This is a genomic window from Pseudonocardia aurantiaca (assembly GCF_039526725.1).
GTDB lineage: Bacteria > Actinomycetota > Actinomycetes > Mycobacteriales > Pseudonocardiaceae > Pseudonocardia > Pseudonocardia aurantiaca.
In genome coordinates this window covers 227,556-250,381 of the sequence record NZ_BAAAJG010000011.1, presented here as the reverse complement: position 1 = coordinate 250,381, position 22,826 = coordinate 227,556, and the positions used below count along the sequence as shown (strand labels likewise).

The window sequence follows — 22,826 nt, the reverse complement described above, 5'->3', positions numbered from 1 at the left end:
ATGCCCACGGGATGCGGCTCGGAGTGCGACGGGCCCATACCGATCTCATCTCCCTGTTTCAAACCCGACAGGTGCAATGCCTGTCCCCGGGAGGGCCAGGGCTAGCACCGCTCGTCACCGGGATGGCGGCGAATAGATTTTAGTCAGTCTGAGAGGAACGTCAAATTCGATCAGGCCGCATGCCGAGCAAGACCGGGCCTGACCTGGCCGTTGTGGCAGCATGACGGGCATGGACGTCGCCGATCTCGCGGCTTTCCTGGCGAGGCACCCGCCCTTCGACTCAGTCGGCGCGGCCGCTCTGGAGGCCATCGCGCAGGGCTCGAGGGTGGACCGGTTCGCCGACGGCGACCTGATCCTGGACGCGTTCCGGAACCCGAGCGTCGAGGTGTTCGTCGTGCTCGAGGGACACGTGCACCTGTGGAACGACGCCGACACCCCCGCAGACGGGCACGACGAGGTCGTCTCGCCGGGCGGCGTATTCGGGTTCTCCGCCATGCTGACCGAGAGCTCGATCGGCCCCCGCGCCGTCGCCGCCGGCGCGGTCGTCGTGGCGCGCATCCCCGCCGTACTGGCCGCGCCCGTCTTCACCTCGCGTCGCGGGGCGCGGTTCCTGGCCGAGATCGTGTCCTCGGCCCGCCGCCGGGTGTCCGCCGCCCCGACCTACAGCCTGGTCGACGAGCTGATCGTCCGGCCGCCACTGGTCGTCGAGTCGAGCACCCCGGTCGTGGAGGTGGCTCGGCGGATGACCGCCGAGGGCGTGCCCTGTGCGGTGATCCGGCTTGAGGCAGGAGGGTTCGGGCTGGTCACCGATTCGGTGCTACGAGCCCGCGTGCTGGCCGAGCGCAGGCCGCCGAGCTCCCCGGCGCAGTCGGTGATGGACACCTCGGTTCCCGCCGCCGTACTGGGCGACTCCGCCGCCGAGGCGCTGCTGCTCCTGCTCGACCGGGACGCCGAGTTCCTGTTGGTGACCGACCGGGCCGGGCAGCTGCGCGGGGTCGTCGCCCCGCGCGACTTCGCCATCTCCCCCACCACCGCTGGGGTCTCGCTGCACGAACAGCTGCGTCGGGCCACCTCCGTCGAGGACCTGGCCTGCCACTCCGCCGGTATACCGGCCATGCTGGGCGACCTGCTGTCCCGCGGCCTGGCCTCCGGCCGGGTGATCGCGGTGTACTCCTCAGTGGTCGACACACTGGTCCGGCGGGCGATCGAATTCGTCTTCGCCCGGCACCCGGAACTGTCGGTGGACGCCTTCACCTGGCTGTCGCTGGGCAGCAACGGACGGCGGGAGGCGATGCTCAGTTCGGACGTCGACTCGGCGGCGGCGTTCGACGGGCCCGTCCCGGACACCGATATCGCTCGCTACCGGGCGGCGTTCGGCGAGGTTTACGAGGTGCTGGCGCGAGCCGGGCTCAGCGGCGACGAGCACGGCGCGACCGCCCGGCACGCCCTGTTCTCCCGGACCAACGACGACTGGCGCGCGGCCGGTCAGCAGTGGCTTGCCGCGCCGGCCGAGCACAACGGGGCGATGATGACCTCGCTGCTGGTGGACGGGCGCCCCATCCACGGCGACCCGGGGCTGCCGACGGTGACCCGGGTCTTCGGCGATCTGCGCCGGCATCCGGGCACCATGCGGCTGCTGCTGCAGGAGTCGCTGTCCAAGCGCGCCAAGCTGCGGTCGATGCGGCACATCCTGGCCCGCCAGCCGGACACCTTCGACATCAAGACGCACGCGCTGGTGCCCATCGTCAACATCGCCCGCTGGGCCGCGCTGAGTGTCGGCTCCGCCGCGCTGCCCACCACCGAGCGGCTGCGGGCGGCCTCCGGGTCGGCCATGCTGCCGGACGAGCAGGCCAGCACGTTGATCGAGGTGTTCGGGGTGCTGCAGCGGCTGCGGCTGCGCTACCAGCTGATGCAGCACCGGGCCGGCGACCGGCCGTCCGACCTGATCACCATGAGCCGGATGTCCTCGATCGACCGCAGCGTGATCGCCCAGGCGGTCCGAGAGATCTCCACGGTCCAGCGACGGATGGACAACATTGCGCACTTCGTCCCCGCCGAGGCGTGGGCCTCACCGGAGCCGGCCTACTGATGCCGGCCCCCGACCGACCGGACACGGTCCGGGCCGAGCGCCCGGCGCACCGCGTTGCGGTCATCGGCGACGTCGCGGGTCACAGCACGAGATCACCGTCCTGGCCGGTGGCCGGATCATCGGCATCGATCCCGGCCACGGCAGCCAGCCACGCCGCCCGCGGCGTGCGTGGAAGATCCGGACTCGACCCGCTCAGGCGGTGCCCGGGTTCGGCGGGTCGGGGATCCGATAGCCCGAGGGCTCCACGGTGATGCCCAGAGCCCTCCGCCACGAGCCGTCGGCGACGTATTGCTTCAACGCCGCATTCACCTGGTCACGCAGCGCGGTGTTGCCCTTCCGGATGCCGACCCCGTAGCTCTCGTCGGAGAAGCCCTTGCCAACCACCTTCAGCTGGCCCCGATAATGCGGTTCGGCTGCGTATCCGGCCAGAATGACGTCGTCGGTGGTCACCGCGTCGACCTGGCTGTCGGCCAGCGCCTGGACGCAGTCGGAGAATCGGGGGAACTCCTTCAGTCGGATCCGACCCAGATAGCGCTGTATTACGTTGGCTGCCGAGGTGGTGCCGGGTACGGAGCACAGGTCCTTGCCGTTCAGCGTGTCCGGCCCGGTGATCTCGGTTTCGTTGCGGCGCACCAGCAGGTCCTGGTGGGCCAGGAAGTACGGCCCGGCGAAGTCGACCACTTGCTTACGGGGGTCGGTGATCGAGTAGGTGGAGAAGACCAGGTCCACCTGGCCGCTGGCCAGCAGCTGCTCCCGCGCGGCGCCGGTCGTCTCCTTCCAGGTGATGTTCGACTCCGGCACGCCGAGCGCCTTGGCCACGTACGTCGCGGTCTCCACGTCAAAGCCGCGGTAGCTGGTGCCGTCCTTCAGCCCGATGCCGGGCTGGTCGAACGGGATCCCGATGGTGAGCCGCCCGTTAGGAGCTGCCCCGGGCACCAGCGCGGGCGAGGGGTTCGGCCCCTCGCCGCCCGAGCCACATGCGGCCAGGGCGGCGACCACGAGCCCCGCCAGCGCCGCAACGGCAAGCCGTCGCACCGTGTTCGCCATCTCAGGTCTCCTCGTCGGCCGGCTTGGCCGGGTCGAGGTCGTCCGGGTCGACGCCCGGCCCGTAGGTCGGCCCGTGGTTCGACCAGACCGCCTTGATCCGACCGTTGGTGTTCGCGATGACCGCGGGCTCCACCAGCTTCCAGCCGAGCGCGAGCAGCACTGCGAGGATCGGGATCCCGAACACGACCACCAAGAAGGTGACCTTGTGGCCGAAGTACGGGCTGCTCTGCCAGCCCGACACGGCCAAGCCCACGATGACCAGGCCGAGGAAGACCAACCCGATGATGCTGGTGTACGGGTGACCGGGCATCTGAAATGGGCTGGCCGGGATCACTCCCCGCTGCACCAGCGACCGCAGCCGCAGCTGGCAGAGGAAAATGGTGGCCCAAGTGAAGACGACACCGATCGCCGCGGCCTCCAAGGCGATCTCGAACGCGTCCGGGGCCAGCGCGTTGAGCACGGCGCCGAAGACGTACACCACCGACGTCATGACGATGCCCGCCCACGGCACGCCCGACGCGCTCATCTTCAGGGTGAACGCCGGGGCCTGTTTGGACATGCCGAGGCTGCGCAGCACCCGCCCGGTGCAGTACAGGCCGGAGTTCAGGCTGGACAGCGCGGCCACGATGAGCACGGCCTGGATCAGCGCGCTTATCCAGGGCAGGCCCATACGGTCGAAGACCGTGACGAAGGGGCTGGTCCCCGACTTGAACTCGGTGGTGGGCAGCATGGAGACCAGCAGCAGGATCGATCCGCAGTAGAAGATGGCGATCCGGTAGATGACGGCGTTGATGGCCTTGGGCACCTCCCGGGTCGAGTCGGCCATTTCGCCGGCCGCCACACCGACCATCTCGATGGCCGCGTAGGCGAACACCACGCCGGCCATCACCAGGATCGGCCCGTACCAGCTGTAGTCGCCGCTCGCCGGCCAGAAGCCACCCGGGTTGCTCCACAGGTTCTGGAACCCGGCCTGGTGGTCGCCGACGCTGAGCCCACCGACCACCACGACCAGCCCGACCGCGAGGAACACCACGATCGCGGCGACCTTCGCGAGCGCCGCCCAGAACTCGAACTCGCCGAACGCCCGGGCGGACAGCAGGTTGACCACCAGCACCACGGCCAGCGCGATGAGCACGGTCGCCCAGGTGGGCATCAGCGGGAACCAGTACTGGACGTACAGGCCCACCGCAGACAGCTCAGCAATCCCAGTCAGCGCCCAGTTCAGCCAATACATCCATCCGGTGACATAGGCCCACCGCTCGCCATAGAACTCCCGCATGTAGGACACGAAGGCGCCCGACGTCGGCCGGTGCAGCACCAGCTCCCCGAGCGCGCGCATCAGGAAGAACGCGATGACCCCGACGAAGGCGTAGCTGAACAGCAGCGCCGGCCCGGTGCTGTGCAGCCGGGAGGCCGAACCCAGAAACAGCCCGGTCCCGATCGCGCCCCCGATGGCGATCATCTGGACCTGCCGGCGCCCAAGGGTCTGTTTGTAGCCGACCTGCTCGGCGTCCAGGGAGTGATGGGGTTCCTGTTCCCGAACCTGCGTCATGGCATCGTCCTCACCGGGTCGACTCAGCCACCCGTGGGCAGTCTCGTGATGCATGGCCGACCAGGCGATCAACCGGATATCCGCCGACAAGTCACCCACGCGAGTGGAGCAACCTTATTAGAGACCCGGTGGGCCTGCTCGCTCCACGAGTTCATTCGCTGCAGCGAGCCCAGGGTGCTCGCTCTCCGACGTGAACCGCTGAATTCCGGCTGCCCGCGCGGGACCATCTCCCACATGGAGCTTCGCGACGTGTTCGCTGCGACCCGTTCCCGCCGGCGATGACCTTCGGGGCGCTCGCGCTGATCGTGGTGGCCGGGCTGGCCGGGCCGTTGCTGGCCGCGCTGCCCCGGTTCGGGCTACCGCTGGTCGTCGGCGAGATCGGCGCCGGTGTCCTGCTCGGTCGCACCGGGCTGGGCTGGATCGATCCCGGCGAGCCGACGGTCGCGTTCCTGTCCGAGGTCGGCTTCGCGATGCTGATGTTCGTGGTCGGCACCCGCCTGCCGCTGCGTGACACCGGTCTGCGCCGCTCTTTGCGGCCGGCCATGCTCGCCACCGCGCTGGTACTCGCGCTGGCGGTCCCGGCCGGGTTCCTGCTGACTGCGGTGGGCCCGCACCGCCCGTTCGTGCTCGCCGTGATCGTGGCGACGTCGTCGGCGGCGGTGGCGATGCCGATCCTGCAGGGGCTCGGCGAGGACGTGCTGGCCACTCCGGTGGCCACGTTCGGCACGGCGTGGATCACGCTCACCGACATCGTCACCGTGCTCGCGGTCCCGCTCGTGCTGGCCACCGGCGCACTGATCCGGGTGCTCGCCGGCGCCGGCCTGGTGCTGCTGGCGGGGGCGGCCGTGTTCGTCCTGCTGCGGCGGCTGCGGCACACGGACGCGATGCGCACGCTGCGCAGCCTGTCCAAGAGGCGGGGGTGGGCGCTGGATCTGCGGGTCGGCCTCGCCCTGCTGTTCGGTCTCGCCGCCTTGGCGACGGCGTTCGGCACCAGCATCCTGATCGCGGGCTTCACCGCGGGCGCGGTGCTGGCCGCGACCGGAGAGCCACACCGGCTTGCTCAGCAGCTCGTCGGGGTCGCCGAGGGCTTCTTCGTGCCGCTGTTCTTCGTGACGCTGGGCGCACAGCTGCAGTTCGCGGCGCTGCTGGAATCGCCGCGTGCGCTGGCCCTGTTCGGGGGGCTGGTGCTGGCGGCGGTCGTCGTCCACACGCTGGTTGCGCTGATCCTGCGCCGCCCATTGGCGCTGGGACTGCTCGCCACTGCGGCCCTCGGCGTGCCGTCCGCGGTGGTTGCGATCGGGCTGCGGCAGGGCATCCTCGACGCGGGCCAGGCGGCCGCGATCGTGACCGCGGTGCTGGCGACGATCGCGGCCTCGTCGGTCGGTGGGGTGCTGCTGGGACGGCGGATGGCGTCTCTGGCGAAGGAGTGAACGTTCGGAGCCCAATGGGTGCGAAGCCCAGGCCCTTCAATCCGCGGGTTCAGGGTTCGAGCCCCTGGGGCCCACCGAGCTACGGCGTTCGATTGCCTGCTTGCGGAGCAAGCGTGACGAGCAGTCCCGGGTGGTCGGTAGTGCCGCGCAGGTCGATCGTTTTGGAGCTGTCGACGACGAACTCGGGCGTCGCGACGACGTGCTGCTCGCCGCCGTCGTCGACGAGCGCGGAACCGGCCGGTAGGCAAGACTTGAGGTCCGGGCTGTCGCCGGATCCGAGGTTCAGGTCACCACCCATCACGAGCGGCGCCGCCCCGTCCCGTGCGCGCATCTCCGCGATGACCGTGCCGAACAGGTACCTGCACTGGGCACCCGCGACCTCCCGCTTGGTGTAGGCCAGGTGCGTGGTGCAGACGGCCACGGCCGGCGTGGCCGCGACGTCCAGACACAGCCACGCCCGCTTCTCAGGGTCTTCCCTGTCCTGGGCCGGGTAGATCCCACCGCCAGCGGAGGACCCGGGCATCGACGGCCACCGCGAGACAAGGCCGATGCCGTATTGCTGGCCGTTACGGCAGCGGTACGCGTCCCCGGTACGCCCGTCGCGCGCCGCCTGGAACGCGGACACGACCGCGCCGCCGGGCACGACATCGGCGAGCGCACGCTGGAGGGTCGACACGTCGTCCCGACAGACCTCGTTCAGGGTGACCAGGTCGGGAGTCTCTGCGCGGATCACCGCGGCGGCCTCGGCCGTCGACCGGCCGGTATAGCAGGCGGCGATACCGCTGTTGCACAGGTTCAGCTGCAGCACCTGCACCTGCACCGGCGCGGCCGGTACGCCCCCGGCCGGGGTCGGCGGACCAGGCGGGGGTCCGACCGCGTTCGACCCGGTCGCCATCGTGGCGCACCCGACCAGACTCGCGACCAGGCAGCCGACGACCGCCGCCCACAACCCTTGGAACGACCGGTCTGCCATGCCCGTCTCCCAGTCCCATGTGCCCGGCCCAGGTCGTCCAGGCCGTCCGACCATACGGCTCCGGATCTGGCCGAACACCACACGTCGTCGCGACGCCGGCTGCAGCAACTCGAGGAGCTCCTCCTCCCAACCGCATCGAGTTGTGCTGCATGCTCGAACGCGCAGCCATCCTTCGATCCCACTGGAACGGGCGAGCTTCGCGCCGAGCGCGGGAGAGCCGTCACGACCCAGGACGGCCGAGTTCCCCTCGTACGTCACCGAGGGCCGCAGCCCTTCCGCAGCATCGCGGTCCGCGCCGTCGAGGTCGCGTACGCCGTGGAGGAAGCGCAGCGCCTCATCGACGCACACGAACCACCGGAGCTGCTGGTCTACAGCGTGCAGGTGGCCGACACCGGGATCGGCACCGACCTTCCCCCGCCGTCGCCGCGGCGCCGACGCGACTGACCCGCATCGTGCTTTGTGATCCAGTGACGCGCCGGCCGAGCCTTTCAACGGCGAGTCGGCAGGATCTCGTGGGGCTCCTCGGGTTTCGTGACCAGCGCGGCGATCATGAAGTCGCGGAAGTATGCGGCCTGCGTTTCGACGTTCTCGCTGAGCACGGCCGGGCGGGCCAGCAGCCAGAATTCCTGGCAGCTGATCCAGCGGCTGAGCGCTCGATGGTCCAGACCAGGACGCAGGACTCGCGCGTCCGCGTATCGCTTCAGGATGGGGAGCCAGAGATTCTCGCGTGCCTCCGCCACGCGGCCCGAGCTGATGCCTTAAACGGGCGTCGGACCCGCCCTGTGGTCGTCGTCTACCTGATAGACGTTCCGCTCCCCGCCTCGGGCCATAACGACCCCGGGCACGCCGGGTCACTCGCGGTGGTCGCCCCCACTACCGCGAGTGGCCGCTCGGTCACTCGCGGTGGTGGTACATCATCACCGCGAGTGACCGCTTGGTGCGGGGGCGTGCCCACCGACCCACGGAGACCTCGTCTTCGGACGAGGAGGACTCGGAGCGCGGGGATCAACAGGCTGCGGCGAGCGCGTGATCGGCGAAGGCGACCGCGACCCGATGGCGCGGATCGAGGTCGACGGCGAGTTCATAGTGGCCGCGACGGAGCCCTTTCTACCGGCGCGTTCACGGCCCGGGTGCGGGCTGTGGTGCCTCCTGGTGAGTCTTTCCGGCGACCGTGAGGGGGCGTGCGACGGGGTTTCGGTGGCACGCCCCGTCACCGTGACGGTGGTGCCCTGGCTCAGAGGCCGTACTCCTCGACAAACCACCCGCCGACTGCAACCTTCAGGGCGGCGGCGAACCGGGTGTCCTCGGCGAAGGCATCGAGGTCGACTGACGCGCACGCGTCCACAATCTCCGCGGTGAAGGCCTCCTCGTCGATCGTGGTGAGGCGCGATCCCGACATCACCCAGGCCCCGCCGATCATCACGTCCGTGATCGCCTCTGAGCGCGAGCGCTGGACGATCAGCTCGGCCTCGGAGACGCCGGGCAACTGGAACGGGTGGCGCAGCGTGTCCTCCTCGAACAGCACGAGGTCCGCGGGAGCGCCAGCCGTGATCGTGCCGTGGCCCGGCCTGTAGCTGGTAGTCCGGGCGCCGCCGACAGTGGCCATGGTGAAGACCTGCTCCGCAGTGAGCCGCCGGCGAGAGATACCCGGCTCGCGGTTGACCGTCCAGACCATCCGCATCTCCTGAAGCATGTCGCGGTCGTCGTTGATGCCGGCCTCGTCGATGCCGATGGCGACGTTGACTCCGGCGTCAAGGAGGTCGTGCACGGGCAGCCGACCACTCGACAGGCGGAAGTTCGAGCTGCAGTTGTGGCACACGTGCGCACCGACGTCCGCGAGCGCCTCGATGTCGGTGTCCCGGAGCCAGGTGCCGTGCCCCAGGGTGAGGCGGTCGCTCAGCACACCGGACCGGGCGAGGTACGAGACGCGCTCGGCCCCGGCCCGGCGGTCCATGTACATGGACTGGTAGATCGTCTCGAGCACGTGCATGTGCATGGGCACGCCGGTGCGGGCGGAGGTCTCTCCGAGCTGCTCGAGCGCCTCGTCGCTGGTCCAGTGAAAGTTGGCGGGGGCGAGCTGGACGACGAGCAGCGGGTCGTCCGCGTAGGTGGCGTGGAGCTCTTCGAAGAGGCTGAGCTGCTCTGCGAGGGGCACGCGCAGGCCCTTGAGGTAGGCGCTGAACCGGTCGTGCTGCTCCACGGGCAGCCGGTCGAGGAGGGTCTCGTCCTGGTCGTGGATGAGCAGGTTCTGGTCCCGCACCATCTTCGAGTACGAGCCCCGCATGCCGATCTCGCCGTAGGTGTCGAGAACGGCCCGTGCCGAGGCTGTCAGGTCGCTGGCGTCTGTCGAGTGCCACCCCTGCACGTGCTGGACGGTCGTCACGCCGCTGCGGAGCATCTGGACGGCGGAATAGGTCGTGTCGAGCCGGAGGTCGAGGGTGGGATGCGCCGCGCGCGCGGCGATCCACGTCTCGAGGCTGGAGTCGGGGACGCCGAGCTGGAAGGGTGTCAACCCGACGTGGTGGTGGCTGTTGACGAAGCCCGGGGTAAGGATCGCGTGCGGGAACCGCTGCAGCTCGACGTCAGGGTGTCGAGTCTCGATCTCGGCGGCAGGGGCGACCTCGGTGATGATGCCGCCCTCGACGACGACGGCCTGCCCCGCGGTGCAGGTGACCTCGGAGGTGACCGGGTCGGCGGTCACGATGGAACGAGGGATGACGATCTGGGTCATGTGCTGCTTCTCCTCGGAGCGTGGACGGCGTCGACCTGCCTGGGCGTGGTCGCGCCCGAGTGTGACGAGACTGAAGGCCCACGCCGGCGGTAGAGGACGTCGTCCGCCATGACGACGGTCCGCAGCAGGACATCGGCGCCGAGGACCAGGTCGTCGGGTGTGCTGGCCTCGGCAGGTGAGTGGCTCACCCCGCCGAGACTGGGGACGAAGATCATGGCCACCGGACCGAGCCGCGCCATGATCTGGGCGTCGTGACCCGCACCGCTGGGCAGCTCCTGGTGCGGTGCTCCGAGCGCGTCAGCGGCCTCGGCCACGCATCCCGCGAGCCACGGGGCGGTGGGCACGGAGGGCACTGCGGGACCGGGCCGCAGTGGGATCGTCGTCCCTGTGCGCTGTGCTACGGACGCCGCAGCCTCGCCGAGCCGGGCGATCGCGGCGGAGATCCGGTCGCGGTCGAGATCCCGGATGTCGATCCCAAGTACCGCCTCGCCAGGTACCACGTTGCGCACTCCCGGCTTCGCCGCCAGGACGCCGGTCGTAGCCGCGTGCACGTGGCCCGCCGCGGCCAGCGACTCGACGGCGAGCACCAGGTGCGCCGCGGCGACGGCGGCGTCCCGGCGGCGGTCCATCGGGGTGGTACCGGCATGGTTCGCGGTCCCGGTGATCGTGACGTCGACCTTGGCCTGGCCGGTGATCGCGGTGACCACCCCGACCGGGCAGCCGGTGGACTCCAGCACGGGGCCCTGCTCGATGTGCAGTTCGACGTAGCCCGCGACGTCGGCCGGGTCCCACGCGGCGTCGGCGATGCGCCCGGGGTCACCGCCCGCGTCGGCGATCCGGGTGGCCAGAGGCACGCCCTCGTCGTCGGTACTCGCCAGGTCGGCCGGGGTGAGCAGGCCGGCGACCGCGCTCGAGCCCACCATTCCGGGCGTGCCCCGGCCGCCCTCCTCCCCGCTGAAGGCCGTCACCACGAGGTCGTGCCCGAGCCGTGTGCCGGCCCGCTGCAGCGCGTCGGCGACCTCGAGGGCAGCGAGCACGCCATAGGCACCATCGAGGGCGCCGCCCTCGAGCACGGTGTCGAGGTGGCTGCCGATCACGAGCGCCGCCCGGTGGCGGCCGGTACCCGACAGCCGCCCCAGCAGGTTGCCCACCGGGTCGACGTGCACAGCGAGGCCGGACGACGCCATCCAGCCGGCGACCAGATCGCGGGCCTGGACGTCCTCCGGGGAGAATGCCAGGCGCGTCACCCCGCCGGCGTGATCCGCGCCGATCCGAGCCAGCTCGCCGATCCGGGCGAGCAAGCGGCCGGCGTCGACACGGACGTTCGGGAACGGCAGGGAGTCCGGATCACAGGCTGAGGAGGTCACGGGCCCGCTCGTTCGCGCTGAGGTGTGCTCGGTAAGCCCGCCACCCGCCGAAGTCGGCGATGTCGACGACCTCGTCCCCCGGGACGAGCCGGTCCGGTTGAAGGATCATCGCGTGCACGGTCGACCCGTCGGCCAGCTCGATCGAGCCGAGTTCGAGCTCCTTGGGTTCCTGGGGGAGCAGCACGTCGAACAGCATCTCGTCGGTCATCTCGTACAGCTCGCCGGCGATCGAGACGCCGTGCGCGGCGACCTGCAGCAGGCCGGGGAACTCGCGGCGCACCGCGAAGAACCGGAATCCGGGGGCGGTGCGGGCCGGGCCGAGGAATGTGGCACCGGCGACGGCGGAGTGGTCCTTCTGGCCGGACATGGCCGTGCCGTTCAGGAACATGCGTGGCAAGGGGGGGAACCCTTCTCATGGGATGTCAGGTCGCAGCCGGCTGTCCGCTCGCGCTGCGGTGAGGAGTCAGGTCGGGAGGATCGAACGGGTCCTGGCGTCCTTCGCGTCGGTTGCGCTGCGCTGCGCATGCGCCTCGGCGGCAGCGGCCGCCCGGGTGATGTCCCGGCTGGCCAGCTCCGTCAGCAACGTCTGGTGCTGGTCGACCGCAGGGAGCGCGCGGGCCGGCTCGCGATAGCTCATGTCCGCGGCGATCTCCAGGTACTGCAACAGGTGCTTGCCGAGGAACCCGGCGAACCGGCCGCCGAACGCGATGCGGTAGATCGAGGTGTGGAAGGCCTGGTGTGCCTCGCTGAACTGCTCCGATGCCGGGCCATGTGCGGCGACCGCGGCGTTCATCGCCTCAATCAGCGATCGTGGTTCCTCCCACTGCTTCGGCTCGGCCCGCTCGCACGCGAGGCAGGCGGCCAGCTGGTCGAGCTGCGCCCGCACGAGGAACAGGTTCTCGATCTCGTCGGAACTGATCGTGCGTGACCACAACCCGCCGCTCGGCCCGCGCTCGGCGAAGCCATCGCTCTCCAACCTGCGCAGCGCGTCGCGCACCGGGGTGCGGCTGACGCCTAGGCGGGCTGCAAGGTCGGTCTCCACCAGGTGGGTGCTCTCGGGGATCTGCCCGGTGGCGAGTGCCCGGCGCAGCGTCCGGTAGACGTGGTCGTAGGTGTGCCGGCGCACCTCCGCCGGTACCGCGCCCAGCTCGCCAAGCCCGGAGGCGGCACTCGGCCTTCGGTCCATCTTCCCTACCAACTCTCTGCAGATCCGGACAGGTCACCACCAGTGTTCACTGCGGGCTGCCAGCCTCACGGCGGAGAAACCGTCCGCTGCCGGGCTTGCCGACGAACAGGCCGTTCTCCACGACGGGCACACCCGCGGAGACGACGGTGCGCACCGCTCCGTCGAGCTGCCAGCCCTCGTACAGGCTGTAGTCGACCGCCATGTGGTGGGTCGCGGCGCTGATCGTGGTGGTCGCGTTCGGATCGAAGATCACGAGATCGGCGTCGGACCCGACGGCCAACGTGCCCTTACGCGGGTACAGGCCGAACAGCCGGGCCGGTGCCGTGGCGAACACCTCGACCATCCGCTGCAGCGGCAGCCGGCCCGCGACCACCCCGGCGTACAGCAGTTGCAGCCGGTGCTCCACGCCCGGTCCGCCATTGGGGATCCGGGAGAAGTCGCCTTCGCCCAGCGTCTTCTGCCCGTTGAGGCAGAACGGGCAGTGGTCGGTCGAGACCACCTGCAGGTCGTCGGTGCGCAGGCCCCGCCACAGCGCGGCGTGATGGCGGGCGTCCCGCAGCGGCGGCGTGAGCACGTATTTCGCGGTGTCGAAGCTCTCGTCGTCGTAGACGCTCGCGTCGAGGAACAGGTAGTGCGGACAGGTCTCGGCGAACACCGGCCGGCCCCGGTCGCGGGCCGCGGTGACCTCCGCGAGCGCTTCCGTACAGGACAGGTGCACGAAGTACACCGGCGCGTTCGCCATCTCGGCAACGGCGATGGCGCGGTGGGTGGCCTCGGCCTCGGCGAGCTCCGGCCTCGTCCGGCCGTGCCAGGACGGGTTGGTCCGGCCCGCCTTCAGCGCGCGGCGGACCAGCACATCGATGACCGGTCCGTTCTCGGCGTGCACGCAGCACATCGCCCCGAGCTCGCCCGCCCGCTCCATGACCTGGAACAGCGTGGCGTCGTCCACCATCAGTTCACCCGGGTAGGCCAGGAACATCTTGATGCTGGTGACGCCCTCGGCGACCAGCTCGTCGAGCTGGCTGAGCGAGTCCTCGTCGAGCTGGGTGAGCACGATGTGCTGGCCGTAGTCGATCACGGCCTTGCCCGCTGCGGAGGCCAGCCCGCGATCGATCGCGGCCCGCAGGTGCTCGCCGCGCTGCTGCTGGGCGAAGTTGACCACGGTCGTGGTCCCGCCGAAGGCCGCGGCGATCGTTCCGGACTCGTAGTCGTCGGCGGTGCTCGTCCCGGCCAGGTCGAACGCGAGGTGGGTGTGCGGGTCGACGCCGCCGGGCAGCACATAGCAGCCGGTGGCGTCGACGACCTTGTCGGCGGGGATGTCGAGTGACGCTCCGATGGTGGTCACCGTGGTGTCGGCGATATAGACGTCGGCCACGTAGTCGTCGGCGGCGGTGACCACCCGACCACCCTTGACGAGCAGGCTCATGCCCCGCCCTCCCCCGCGGCAGCTCCCTGCACCCAGGCCCGCTCGTCCCCGCTCCACCGGTTGATCCCCATCGGCTCGCTGCAGCAGCGCCGGTAGATCTCCGCGAAGTGCGGCTCGAAGGCGCGGTTCAGCTCCTCGATCTTGGCGTAACGCTCCAGGTACTCGCCCGCGAGCCCGCGCAGCTCGTCAAGCACGGCCTCCTCGTCGATCAGCAGGCAGCGGCCGTCGCGCACCACGACCTGCCCGTTGACCCATACCTCCGTGATGGAGTCCCCATTCTCCACGTAGACCAGATGCGTTGGCACGTCGTTGACCGGCGTGAAGTTGATCGAGCGCAGGTCGAGCACGACGAAGTCGGCCTTGCGACCGGCCTCGATCGCGCCGACGTCGTCTGCCAGGCGGGCCGATCGGGCCCCGCCGCGGGTGGCCGCCCAGAGCACCTCGTCCGCCGTCGGCCACGTCCGGTAATCGGGGTGGGTGACCTTGTGCAGCAGCGCGGCCGACTTGACCACGTCGAACATGCGGGCGCTGTCGTTGCTGGACAGGCCGTCGCTGCCCAGCCCAAGGTTCACGCCCGCGTCAAGCAGTGCCCGCCACTGCGCGATCCCCGAGCCCAGCTTGAGGTTGGAGATCGGGTTGTGGGCAACAGAAGCGCCTACCTCGCCGAGCCGGGCAATGTCGCTATCGGTGAGCCAGATGCCGTGGGCGAGGGTCGCCCGGTCGCTGAGCACGCCCAGTCGGTCCAGGTACTCGACGAGCGTGGAGCCGTAGAACTCCCGGCCGGTGACCGCCTGCATCTTGGTCTCCAGCACGTGCACGTGGAACGTCGTGTCGTGCTCGCGGGACAGCTCGTCCGCGGCCACGAAGAGGTCATCCGTGCAGCGCTGGGGGCCGCTCGGCGCGATCACGTACCGCAGCCGCCCGGCCCGGCCGTCGTAGCGGGCGAGCGCCTCCCGGCTGAACTCCAGGTACTCCTCGGTGCTGCGCGGCGGCACCTCGTGCGCCTTGGCGAGCAGATCGGCCGGGAGCACCTCGGCACTGAACGGGATGGTGTCGACATAGGGGCGGTTGACGATGTTGCCCGAGCAGTTCGCCCGGATCCCGGCGTCCTCGTAGCCGCGGAACACCGCGTCGAGCGCATCCATGCTCTGCCGCGGACTCTCGATCACGTCGTCGAGCAGACACGTCGCCCCGTTGCGCAACGACTCCATCGCGACCAGCAGCGTCCGCAGGTAAACCAGCCGGTCCGACATCGGCTCCAGGCCGAGGATCGGGTACGACAGCAGCATCCACAGCTCGAGCGGCATGTTGTCGTAGCGGCCCTTGAACAGCGCCTCCCACGAGTGCACGTGCGCGTTGACCAGGCCGGGCATGAGCAGCCGGTCGGTCGCGTCGACCACGTCGGCCCCGTCGGGCACAGGCAGGTCGGGGCCGACCGCACCGATCCGGTCGCCCTCGACAAGGACGTCGGCGCGGAACGGCTCGGCGCGGTGCTCGTCGTCCATCGCGAGGACGAGTGCGTTGCGGAACAGCGTGGTCAAGAAGCCTCCTCGTGCTTTACGGAGCACTGCGATGCGAGCAGGGGCGGTGTGGGCAGGGGCCCGGGAAACAGATCCGTGCGGCGGTGCTCGAAGTAGCGCAGTTGGGCCCGGGTGGCGGCCAGCACATCGAGGTCGATGTCGGCGAGCACGAGGCCGGGCCCGTCGGCACCGGGGCGGTGGGCGAGCAGCTCGCCGTCCGGTCCGACCACGCAGGACTCACCGAAGTTGTCGACGGGGTGACCGCCCACCCACTCGGTACCGATCTTGTTGGCCGCCACGGCGAACACGCCGTTCTCCCTGGCATGGGTGCGCAGCTCGCCGAGGAAGAACTCGGTGCTGTCCCCGCCGCTGCCCGCGATCGGGACGACGGCGAGGTCGGCACCGAGTGCGCGCAGCTCCCGCCAGCACTCGGGGAATCGGCGGTCATAGCAGATGAGCGTGCCGAGCAGCAGGCCGGCCACGTCGTGCAGGCCGAGCCAGTCTCCGGGGGTGAAATGAGCGGGCTCGTCGAAGCCCGGAGCGGGGTCGTCGCCGACCGGGAGGTGCAGCTTGCGGGCGAGCCGGTGCGGCCGTCCCGCCCGGTCGACGCACGGCACGATCCGGTCGCCCTGGTCGCCGTTCAGAACAACGGCGGAGTTGTGGAACGTGCCCGACGCGAGGTCGCGTTCGAACAGCGGCAGGACTACGGCGACGCCGAGCGCGGCGGCGAGCCCGCCGACGCGTTCGGTGAGCGGCCCCGGCACCGGTTCCGCCCAGTCCCGGTGCGCCCCGGCCGGCTCGCCCGCGAAGTACGGGGTGGTGGCCAGCTCGGGCAGCACGACGAGATCGGCACCGGCGGACGCGGCCTCGCTGAGCGCGGACTCGACGACGGCGAGGTTCGCGGCCTGGTCGTCCCCGCAGGCGGGCAGCTGCGCCGCGGCGACCCTCGTGGCCCTCACCCCGACACCTTCTCCTGCTGGGCGAAGGCCCGGTCGACCTCGTCCCGCAGCAGATCGATGAGCTGGTCGTGCAGCCGGTGGTACTCGGCCGAGCGCGGGTCACGCGGTCGCTCCAGTTCCACGGGAACCACGGCCTTGATCCGGCCGGGACGGGCGGTGAACACGACGATCCGGTCGGCGAGCGACACAGCCTCGTCGATGCTGTGCGTCACGAACAGCACTGATGCGCCGCTCTCGGTCCACACCTGCCGGATGAAGTCCTGCAGCTTCGCCCTGGTCTGCACGTCGAGCGCGGCGAACGGCTCGTCCATGAGCAGCACTCGCGGCTCCATGGCCAGCGCCCGGGCGATCGCGGCCCGCTGGCGCATGCCGCCGGAGAGTTCGTCGGGGTGCTTGTCGAGTACGTCGCCGAGGCCGACCGTGCGCAGCAGCCGCTGCGCGACCTGGCGGCGCTCCGACTTGGGGCGGCCTCGCAGCCGCAGCCCGAAGCTCACGTTGTCGGCCACCGAGAGCCACGGGTACAGCGAGGACTGCTGGAAGATCATGCAGCGGTCGGGGCCCGGTTCGCGGACCGGTTCCCCGTCGGCCTCGATGAGACCGGAGGTCGGCCGGTCGAGCCCGGCGACCATCGACAGCAGGGTGCTCTTCCCGCACCCGCTCGGGCCGAGCATCACCACGAACTCGCCGGGCGCCACATCGAGGTCGACGGCGTCCAGGGCGACGAGCTCCCGAGCGGTGCCCTCGCCCCACACCTTGCCGACCCCGCGACAGCGCACCGCGCCGGTCCGGGCGGTCGCGGCGCCGGTCGTCGCGTCGGAGCTCATCGCGCCGCCCCCGCTCCTGCGGGCCGCCACCACAGCAGCCGCCCTTGGACCTGCCGGAACACGATGTCCAGGAGGTAGCCGGAGATCCCGATGACCGTCATCGTGAAGAAGACGAGGCTCGAATTGAACGTGTTGCGGGCCAACATGACGACCTGCCCGAGCCCGCTGCCCACTCCGACGGCCTCGGCGAGCAGCACCACCATCCAGGCCGCGAAGAGGTTCATCCGCAGCGTCTGGAGCAGCCCGGGGAGGATGGCCGGGAGGATCACCTGAAACAGCGTCTGCCGCCGAGTGGCGCCCATCGTGCGCGCTACGTTCAGGTAGGTGGCGCTCACCCCGTTGATCTCGCTGATCGTGGCCAGCGTCATCACGAAGAACACCCCGATGAACACCATGAACACTGCAGGGCCGTTGCCGATGCCGAACAGGAAGATCGACACCGGCAGCCATGCGATCGGCGAGATCGGGGCGAGCAGCGTCACCGTCGGCAGGATCAGCTTCCCGACCAGCGCTAACTGGGACACCACGACGCCGGTGACGAGGCTCGCGACGAACCCGATCGCAAGGCCCGTGAGCACCCGGCCGACGGTCGCGAGGACCGTAGTCGCCACGGCGACGGGGGGCGGGGCCTGAGCCTCGCCGATGGTGGAGGTGTCGAAGAACGATGCCTGGGTCGCGAAGCTCTGCAGGAAGACGTGCGGTGGCGGGAGCAGCAGTTCAGGTGCCCACCCCATCGCCCACGCGAGCTCCCACAGCCCGCCGAACAGCGCCACCGAGGCGAGCCACCACCCGGCGGCCGCGGCGATCCGGCGCACCCGCGGCCCGGCCGGCCGTGCCGGAGCGGCGCGGACCGGGGCGCTCGCGACGGAGATCTCGGCGTGGGGGGCGCTCATGCGGCCTTCATCTGCAACGAGTCGTAGAGCGCCGCGTTCTCGTTGATCACCTGTTCGAGCAGGCCCCAGTTGAAGATGCTCTGGTCGGGCAGCGTCTTGAGGTAGCCGAGCTCCAGCATGCCCTGCGCCCGATCGAGCATGAACTGCGACTTGCTGCGCTGGTCCACGACGTTGGGCTGCTTCGTGGAGGCGTCCAGCACGTCCTGCTTGCTGGCCTTGAAGTAGGTCCCGGTGGTGGCGTCCACTGCGCTCTGCCGGTCCTGCTCGGCCTGCTGCTGGGCGACAAGAAGCCCCTTGATGACCGCCTTGACCGCCGCAGGGTTCTCCGTGAGCAGGTTGTTGCGCACCGCGAGCACGCAGTCGGTGTAGCCCGACCCGTAGACGTCTGTCCCGTCGGAAAGCTTGACGGCGCCGGGCCGCGCGTTTAGCGCCTGCGTGGGGTAAGGCTCGATGTGGCTCATCGAGTCGATCGATCCGGAGATGAACGCCTGGGCGAGCTCGGGGGAGGTGCCGAAGTAGCGGACCTTCACATCCGAGAACGACAGACCGGCCGCCTTCAGGTAGTCGTAGGGCAGCATCTCCAGCGTGTCGGCCTGGAACGTGCCGAGTGTCTTGCCGCGCAGGTCCGCGGCGCTGCTGATGCCCGGCTGGGCGACGATCACGCAGCCCTGCACACCGCCGCCAGCGACGATCGTCACGGGGGCGCCCTGGTCGTGGAGCGTCATGAACTGGGTGTAGGGGATCATGGAGATGTCGACCTGCCCGGCACCGAACAGCGTGACGATATCGGCATTGGTCGGTGTGACCACGAAATCGAGGCTCACGCCGTCGGCGGCGGCCAGGTTGCGCTCCTTGACCAGGAAGATGCCGAGGTTGCACAACCCGGTGCCGTGGGTGGCCTTCAACACGCCGCCCGCGCCACCGGTGGCCCCGCTGGCGCCGCCGCACGCAGCGAGCAACCACGACGGGACGGCGACCGCGACACCGGCCACCGCGGTGCGGGCGAGGAACCGCCTGCGGTCCATCCGCGGTCCGGCCGACCGGGCTGGCTGGTCGTTCGAGGTGGTACTCATGGTCAGTTCTCCTCTGGGGTTGGGGAGCCGAGCACCGCGACGCTGCCGATGCTGTTGGGGCCGGCCGTGGCCAGCTCGGCGCTGAGCAGGTCGAACACGACGGCACCGGTCGGCAGCGGCGCGTCGCGAGGGACGAGATCGAGGGAGCGCAGGCTGTCCCAGCGGGCGAACACGACCGGTTCGAGCCTGCGGATATCCACGTCGGGGGGTTGGAACCGGGCCGCTGCGGCGAGCTCGCCGATGTCGAAACCCGGGAAGAACGGGAGAGCGTGCCTGAGAGCGCCGATCGCGTCCCGTGCGATCAGCTTCTCGGCGCGCAGCATGGCCCGCAGCGCCGCGCGCACCTCGTCGGGGCGGTCCCGCAGGAACCTCGCCGAGGCGACGAGGACGGTGTCGGGGAACGGGTCGCCCCACAGCTCGGTCCCGTCGGAGAGCGTCCGGGCACCCTCGCCGCGCAGCCGGTTGGCGAACGGCTCCGCGAGCGTCAGTGCGGCCAGATGCCCGGAACGCCAGGCACTGACAGCTTCGTCGAGTATGTCGAAGTAGCGCAGATCCACGTCCTGCATACGCATGCCGGCCGCGGCCAGGGCGTCGTGCAGCAGGACCTCCATCGGGTCGGTCCGAAAGGTGCCGACGGGCCGTCCGGCGAGTGCTGCGACGTCGGGGATCTCCGGCGCCGCGAGCACCGCGATGCCCATCAGGCCGCTCCCGCCGACGAGCACCGGCGGATCGGGGCGGAACGCGTCGATGAGCGGCTGGGTGAACGCCGCCGTCCCGAGATCGGCGGCACCGGTGGCGAGCAGCTCCGCGGTCGAGGTGATGTCGTTGAAGTAGGGGGCCTCGACCTGGAGGCCCTCGTCGGCGAACAGCCCCTCGCCCACCGCGACGAAGAGCGGCAGGTTGGACAGCGAACAGCCGTGCGTCAGGACGAGCGGCTCGCTCATGCGGCCCACCCGGCCGGATGGTCATGGACCACGCCTGGCCGTAGCGGAACCGACGCCACCCCGTCGGCGACGACCCGCCAGCCGTCGGACGCCCGGACGGCATCCTCGGCCCGGGAGCTGGGCTCCGCCAGCACCGCGATGGTCCGGACGAGCAGCCGGTCGCCGCCCGCGGCCTGGAGCAACACGGCGGCGTCGGCGAGGGTGATCGCGACGGCCCCACCGTCGCCGAGATCCGCGCTGCCGGTGACGCGGATGTCGACGCCCGGCATGGCGATCCAGCCGCCTACCAGCTCGCCGAGTGCACTCCCAGCGATCGCCCCACCGGGAACCAGCTCCCGCAGGGCGGCACGCGCGCGGCCGGGCAAGGACGGGTCGGTGCGCGCGACGCTGACGAGCGCGACCGCAGCCGGGTCACAGCAGCGATGCGCCCGATCGCCCACCTCGATGGTCAGGCGGCACGCGACGAGCGATGGGAGCGCCGCAACGGCGGTGTCGGGGGCGAGGCCCTCCCACTCGAGTGCCGTGAACTGCGGCCGCCGCTCAATTGTGTCCTGTACACATTGCACGCGGCTCATCAGATAGGCGGCGGATGTCGTCGACGTTAAGCCGGTGAACCGCGTCTGTAACCGGCCGACGCGAGAATCCGACATACCGGGCCACCGCCATCACCCGGCCATGGCGAGAGGTACCGCGGCGAGAGGCAGGAGCTGGTCGACTTGGCGGCGACGCCGCGCACGCACTACTGCAAGCACTGCTGATGTCCCGGCTGCTCCCGAACGGGTTCGTCAACCGCGACCTACGCCGCCTGCACCACGCCTCAGCAAGCTAGGACAGGCCTGGCAATTCGAGATGTGACTCCGCCCCCTCGGCATGCGCGTGAACGCGAGCACAGGACCGATGTCGGTCTCCGAGCAGCCGCCACTCCCGGTTCAGAGGCCCAGGATCACGGACGGGGGGCGCGGCGGGAGCGGCGTTCCTCGAGCTCCTCGGGACTCACCGGGATGAGCATCGGCTGGCCGGGGACGGCGAACATGGTCACGACGAATCGGGTCTGGGCGTCGGCGAGGTTGTTGCCGTCCTGGTAGTGGATCACGTCGCCGCCGGGTTCCCAGAACGTGTCCCCGGCGCGCACGACGCGCTCGGGATCACCCTCCAGTTCGAAGATCATCTCCCCTTCGATCACGTAGCCGAAGGCCGGACCAGAGTGCCGGTGCGGCGGGCTGCCGGCACTGCCCGGGGGCAGGGTGACGAGGAGGGTCATGGCCTCGGACGGGTCGGGTACCGGCGGAGTCGGCACCGACAGGACGACCGCGATCTGCGGCGGAGGTGTCGTCGCGTTCGGGTCCTCGATGTGATGCGAGTGGTGGTCGGCAGTCATGAGTACTCCAAGCTGGTCGGTGCAAAGTTTGGGGTGCCGCCGGCGCCGGGTCGGCCGCCCGGCGACCTACCGGCTTGTGCTCACTGCTGGGCGAGCCACGTGTCGAAGGTGATCTCCCCGAGCTGGGCGTCCGGACCCGGGACCAGCGTTCGGTCGCTGAGCCGCGCGCCGGAATAGCGGGCCTGTTCGTCGGCGACGACCTCGCGCGGGTCGCCCTTCGCCGCGAGGCCCTTGCGCACCAACTCGTCGAGCCGGAACTGCTCCGGGCCGCCGATCTCGCGGATCCCGTTCAGCGGCTCCCCCACCGCAACCCGGCCGACCCCGGCCGCGACGTCGTCGGACGCCATCGGCTGGATCAGCGCCGGGGGGAGGTGGACCTTGCCATCGACCATGCTGAGATCCGCGATGCCCTTGACGAACTCGAAGAACTGAGTGGCGTGCACGATCGAGTACGGCCGGCCCGACTCGCGGATCAGCTTCTCCTGCGCGATCTTCGCCCGGAAGTAGCCCGACTCCGCCAGCCGGTCGGTGCCGACCACCGACAGCGCCACGTAGTGCCCGACCCCCGCCTTCGCGGAGTACTCCAGCAGGTTGGTGGTGGAGGTCCGGAAGAACTCCATCACCGCGTCGTCGGCGAACGACGGGGAGTTCGACACGTCCACCACGACCGCCGCCCCGTCGAGCACTTCCGCGAGCCCCTCACCGGTCAGCGTGTTCACCCCGGTGTTCGGGGCAGCGGGCACCGCGTCGTGGCCGTGCTCGCCCAGCTTGGCCACCAGCTTCGACCCGATCAGCCCTGTCCCACCGATCACAACGACCTTCACGAGGTATCCCTTCATCCGAACGGCCCGGGCCGTCCCCACTGCGTCGCGACCGACAGGTCGATCGGCCGACCACGGTTTCCTTACCGGTGCCCCGGCTCATCACCCGCAACGGGTGAAGTACCGCTCGGCCGCACCGGGTCGAATGCAGAACGCGGTCCCGCCGCCCGCGGTGGTGGGGCGGCGTCGGAAGCGAGAACAAGGCGGCCCGCGGATTTGTGACGGCGGACAGAGAAGGCAGTGACGACCGCCATGTCACGGGGCGGGCGCCCGTCCTGTCCTTCTCGCGACACACCGACGCTTCGCGAGGAGGACACATGGACACGACGTCGCTGGCCAACACGGCGCAGGCCCGCATGGGACACGCGCGGTACGCGGTCCACGGCCGTAGCGTGCGCGGTCGTGACGCAGCCCGGTCCCGGAGTGGCCGAGGGCCATGCGGCGGACGTCATGGGGCCGTTCCTGCGGGTATTCTTCGCCATCTGGTGGGCCTGGATGAACTTCACCTGGTTCGCCTCGTCCTACGACACAGATGATGTGCCATACAGGCTGCTCACCTTGCTGCAACCGGCAAACCCAGCCAGGACGGCAAGTGACGCTGCGTGCGTGACGC

The 22,826-nt window shown here is 70.3% G+C and carries 21 protein-coding genes and 1 pseudogene; 4 read left to right on the top strand and 18 right to left on the bottom strand.

Features of this window, described 5'->3' with window-relative positions; translation table 11 throughout:
• The first annotated feature begins 229 nt into the window (after positions 1-229).
• Positions 230-2,089, top strand: coding sequence for a putative nucleotidyltransferase substrate binding domain-containing protein (locus tag ABD143_RS19040; RefSeq protein WP_343979834.1), 1,860 nt, complete (start codon positions 230-232; stop codon positions 2,087-2,089).
• 192 nt (positions 2,090-2,281) lie between these two features.
• On the opposite strand, the gene ABD143_RS19035 is transcribed toward ABD143_RS19040, so the two are convergent.
• The gene (locus tag ABD143_RS19035) at positions 2,282-3,136 is read right to left on the bottom strand and encodes a glutamate ABC transporter substrate-binding protein (RefSeq protein WP_343979831.1); all 855 of its coding nucleotides are present in this window, start codon (positions 3,134-3,136) and stop codon (positions 2,282-2,284) included.
• A gap of 1 nt (position 3,137) precedes the next feature.
• Positions 3,138-4,688, bottom strand: a complete 1,551-nt coding sequence (locus tag ABD143_RS19030; protein ID WP_343979828.1) for an amino acid permease — start codon at positions 4,686-4,688, stop codon at positions 3,138-3,140.
• A gap of 278 nt (positions 4,689-4,966) precedes the next feature.
• Here ABD143_RS19030 and ABD143_RS19025 point away from each other — a divergent pair, with 278 nt between their 5' ends.
• Positions 4,967-6,118, top strand: a complete 1,152-nt coding sequence (locus ABD143_RS19025) for a cation:proton antiporter (RefSeq protein WP_343979825.1) — start codon at positions 4,967-4,969, stop codon at positions 6,116-6,118.
• 79 nt (positions 6,119-6,197) lie between these two features.
• Here ABD143_RS19025 and ABD143_RS19020 read toward each other — a convergent pair whose 3' ends face one another.
• Entirely contained in the window at positions 6,198-7,091 is an 894-nt protein-coding gene (locus ABD143_RS19020; RefSeq protein ID WP_343979822.1) for an endonuclease/exonuclease/phosphatase family protein, read from the bottom strand.
• 315 nt (positions 7,092-7,406) lie between these two features.
• Between ABD143_RS19020 and ABD143_RS19015 the strand changes: the two genes are divergently transcribed.
• Complete coding sequence (locus tag ABD143_RS19015) at positions 7,407-7,535, top strand: hypothetical protein (protein WP_343979819.1); 129 nt, start codon at positions 7,407-7,409, stop codon at positions 7,533-7,535.
• Between the two features lie 44 nt (positions 7,536-7,579).
• Here ABD143_RS19015 and ABD143_RS19010 read toward each other — a convergent pair whose 3' ends face one another.
• The 15 genes from ABD143_RS19010 to ABD143_RS18940 all read right to left on the bottom strand — a co-directional run bounded on the left by ABD143_RS19010 (position 7,580) and on the right by ABD143_RS18940 (position 22,216).
• Positions 7,580-7,831 (bottom strand): hypothetical protein, encoded by a 252-nt coding sequence (locus ABD143_RS19010; RefSeq protein WP_343979816.1) that lies wholly within the window; start codon positions 7,829-7,831, stop codon positions 7,580-7,582.
• 494 nt (positions 7,832-8,325) lie between these two features.
• Positions 8,326-9,822: an amidohydrolase family protein gene (locus ABD143_RS19005; RefSeq protein WP_343979813.1), complete on the bottom strand. Its 1,497-nt coding sequence runs from the start codon at positions 9,820-9,822 to the stop codon at positions 8,326-8,328.
• Positions 9,819-11,189 carry a Zn-dependent hydrolase gene (locus ABD143_RS19000; protein WP_343979810.1) on the bottom strand — a complete coding sequence of 457 codons (1,371 nt, stop codon included), beginning with the start codon at positions 11,187-11,189 and terminating at the stop codon, positions 9,819-9,821. The genes ABD143_RS19005 and ABD143_RS19000 overlap by 4 nt, the downstream gene beginning before the upstream one ends.
• Positions 11,170-11,577, bottom strand: coding sequence for an allophanate hydrolase-related protein (locus ABD143_RS18995; protein ID WP_343980297.1), 408 nt, complete (start codon positions 11,575-11,577; stop codon positions 11,170-11,172). Before ABD143_RS18995 ends, ABD143_RS19000 begins: the two co-directional genes overlap by 20 nt.
• 75 nt (positions 11,578-11,652) lie before the next feature.
• Complete coding sequence (locus tag ABD143_RS18990; protein ID WP_343979807.1) at positions 11,653-12,375, bottom strand: GntR family transcriptional regulator; 723 nt, start codon at positions 12,373-12,375, stop codon at positions 11,653-11,655.
• Between the two features lie 46 nt (positions 12,376-12,421).
• Positions 12,422-13,801: a dihydropyrimidinase gene (hydA, locus tag ABD143_RS18985; protein WP_343979805.1), complete on the bottom strand. Its 1,380-nt coding sequence runs from the start codon at positions 13,799-13,801 to the stop codon at positions 12,422-12,424.
• Positions 13,798-15,342, bottom strand: a complete 1,545-nt coding sequence (locus tag ABD143_RS18980) for an amidohydrolase family protein (RefSeq protein ID WP_343979802.1) — start codon at positions 15,340-15,342, stop codon at positions 13,798-13,800. Before ABD143_RS18980 ends, hydA begins: the two co-directional genes overlap by 4 nt.
• Positions 15,339-16,280 carry a carbon-nitrogen hydrolase family protein gene (locus ABD143_RS18975; protein ID WP_343979799.1) on the bottom strand — a complete coding sequence of 314 codons (942 nt, stop codon included), beginning with the start codon at positions 16,278-16,280 and terminating at the stop codon, positions 15,339-15,341. Before ABD143_RS18975 ends, ABD143_RS18980 begins: the two co-directional genes overlap by 4 nt.
• Positions 16,277-17,104: an ABC transporter ATP-binding protein gene (locus ABD143_RS18970; protein WP_343979796.1), complete on the bottom strand. Its 828-nt coding sequence runs from the start codon at positions 17,102-17,104 to the stop codon at positions 16,277-16,279. Before ABD143_RS18970 ends, ABD143_RS18975 begins: the two co-directional genes overlap by 4 nt.
• Complete coding sequence (locus ABD143_RS18965; RefSeq protein WP_343979794.1) at positions 17,101-17,997, bottom strand: ABC transporter permease; 897 nt, start codon at positions 17,995-17,997, stop codon at positions 17,101-17,103. The genes ABD143_RS18970 and ABD143_RS18965 overlap by 4 nt, the downstream gene beginning before the upstream one ends.
• Entirely contained in the window at positions 17,994-19,070 is a 1,077-nt protein-coding gene (locus ABD143_RS18960) for an ABC transporter substrate-binding protein (RefSeq protein ID WP_343979792.1), read from the bottom strand. Before ABD143_RS18960 ends, ABD143_RS18965 begins: the two co-directional genes overlap by 4 nt.
• Before the next feature lie 2 nt (positions 19,071-19,072).
• Positions 19,073-20,014, bottom strand: a complete 942-nt coding sequence (locus ABD143_RS18955; protein WP_343979789.1) for an ABC transporter substrate-binding protein — start codon at positions 20,012-20,014, stop codon at positions 19,073-19,075.
• Complete coding sequence (locus ABD143_RS18950) at positions 20,011-20,580, bottom strand: hypothetical protein (protein ID WP_343979785.1); 570 nt, start codon at positions 20,578-20,580, stop codon at positions 20,011-20,013. Before ABD143_RS18950 ends, ABD143_RS18955 begins: the two co-directional genes overlap by 4 nt.
• A gap of 377 nt (positions 20,581-20,957) precedes the next feature.
• Positions 20,958-21,392, bottom strand: coding sequence for a cupin domain-containing protein (locus ABD143_RS18945; RefSeq protein WP_343979782.1), 435 nt, complete (start codon positions 21,390-21,392; stop codon positions 20,958-20,960).
• Between the two features lie 80 nt (positions 21,393-21,472).
• Complete coding sequence (locus ABD143_RS18940) at positions 21,473-22,216, bottom strand: SDR family oxidoreductase (RefSeq protein WP_343979779.1); 744 nt, start codon at positions 22,214-22,216, stop codon at positions 21,473-21,475.
• A 384-nt stretch (positions 22,217-22,600) separates the two neighbouring features.
• Between ABD143_RS18940 and ABD143_RS38255 the strand changes: the two are divergent.
• Positions 22,601-22,786 (top strand): annotated as a pseudogene (locus tag ABD143_RS38255) (low temperature requirement protein A); the annotation flags it as partial.
• Between the last annotated feature and the right edge of the window lie 40 nt (positions 22,787-22,826).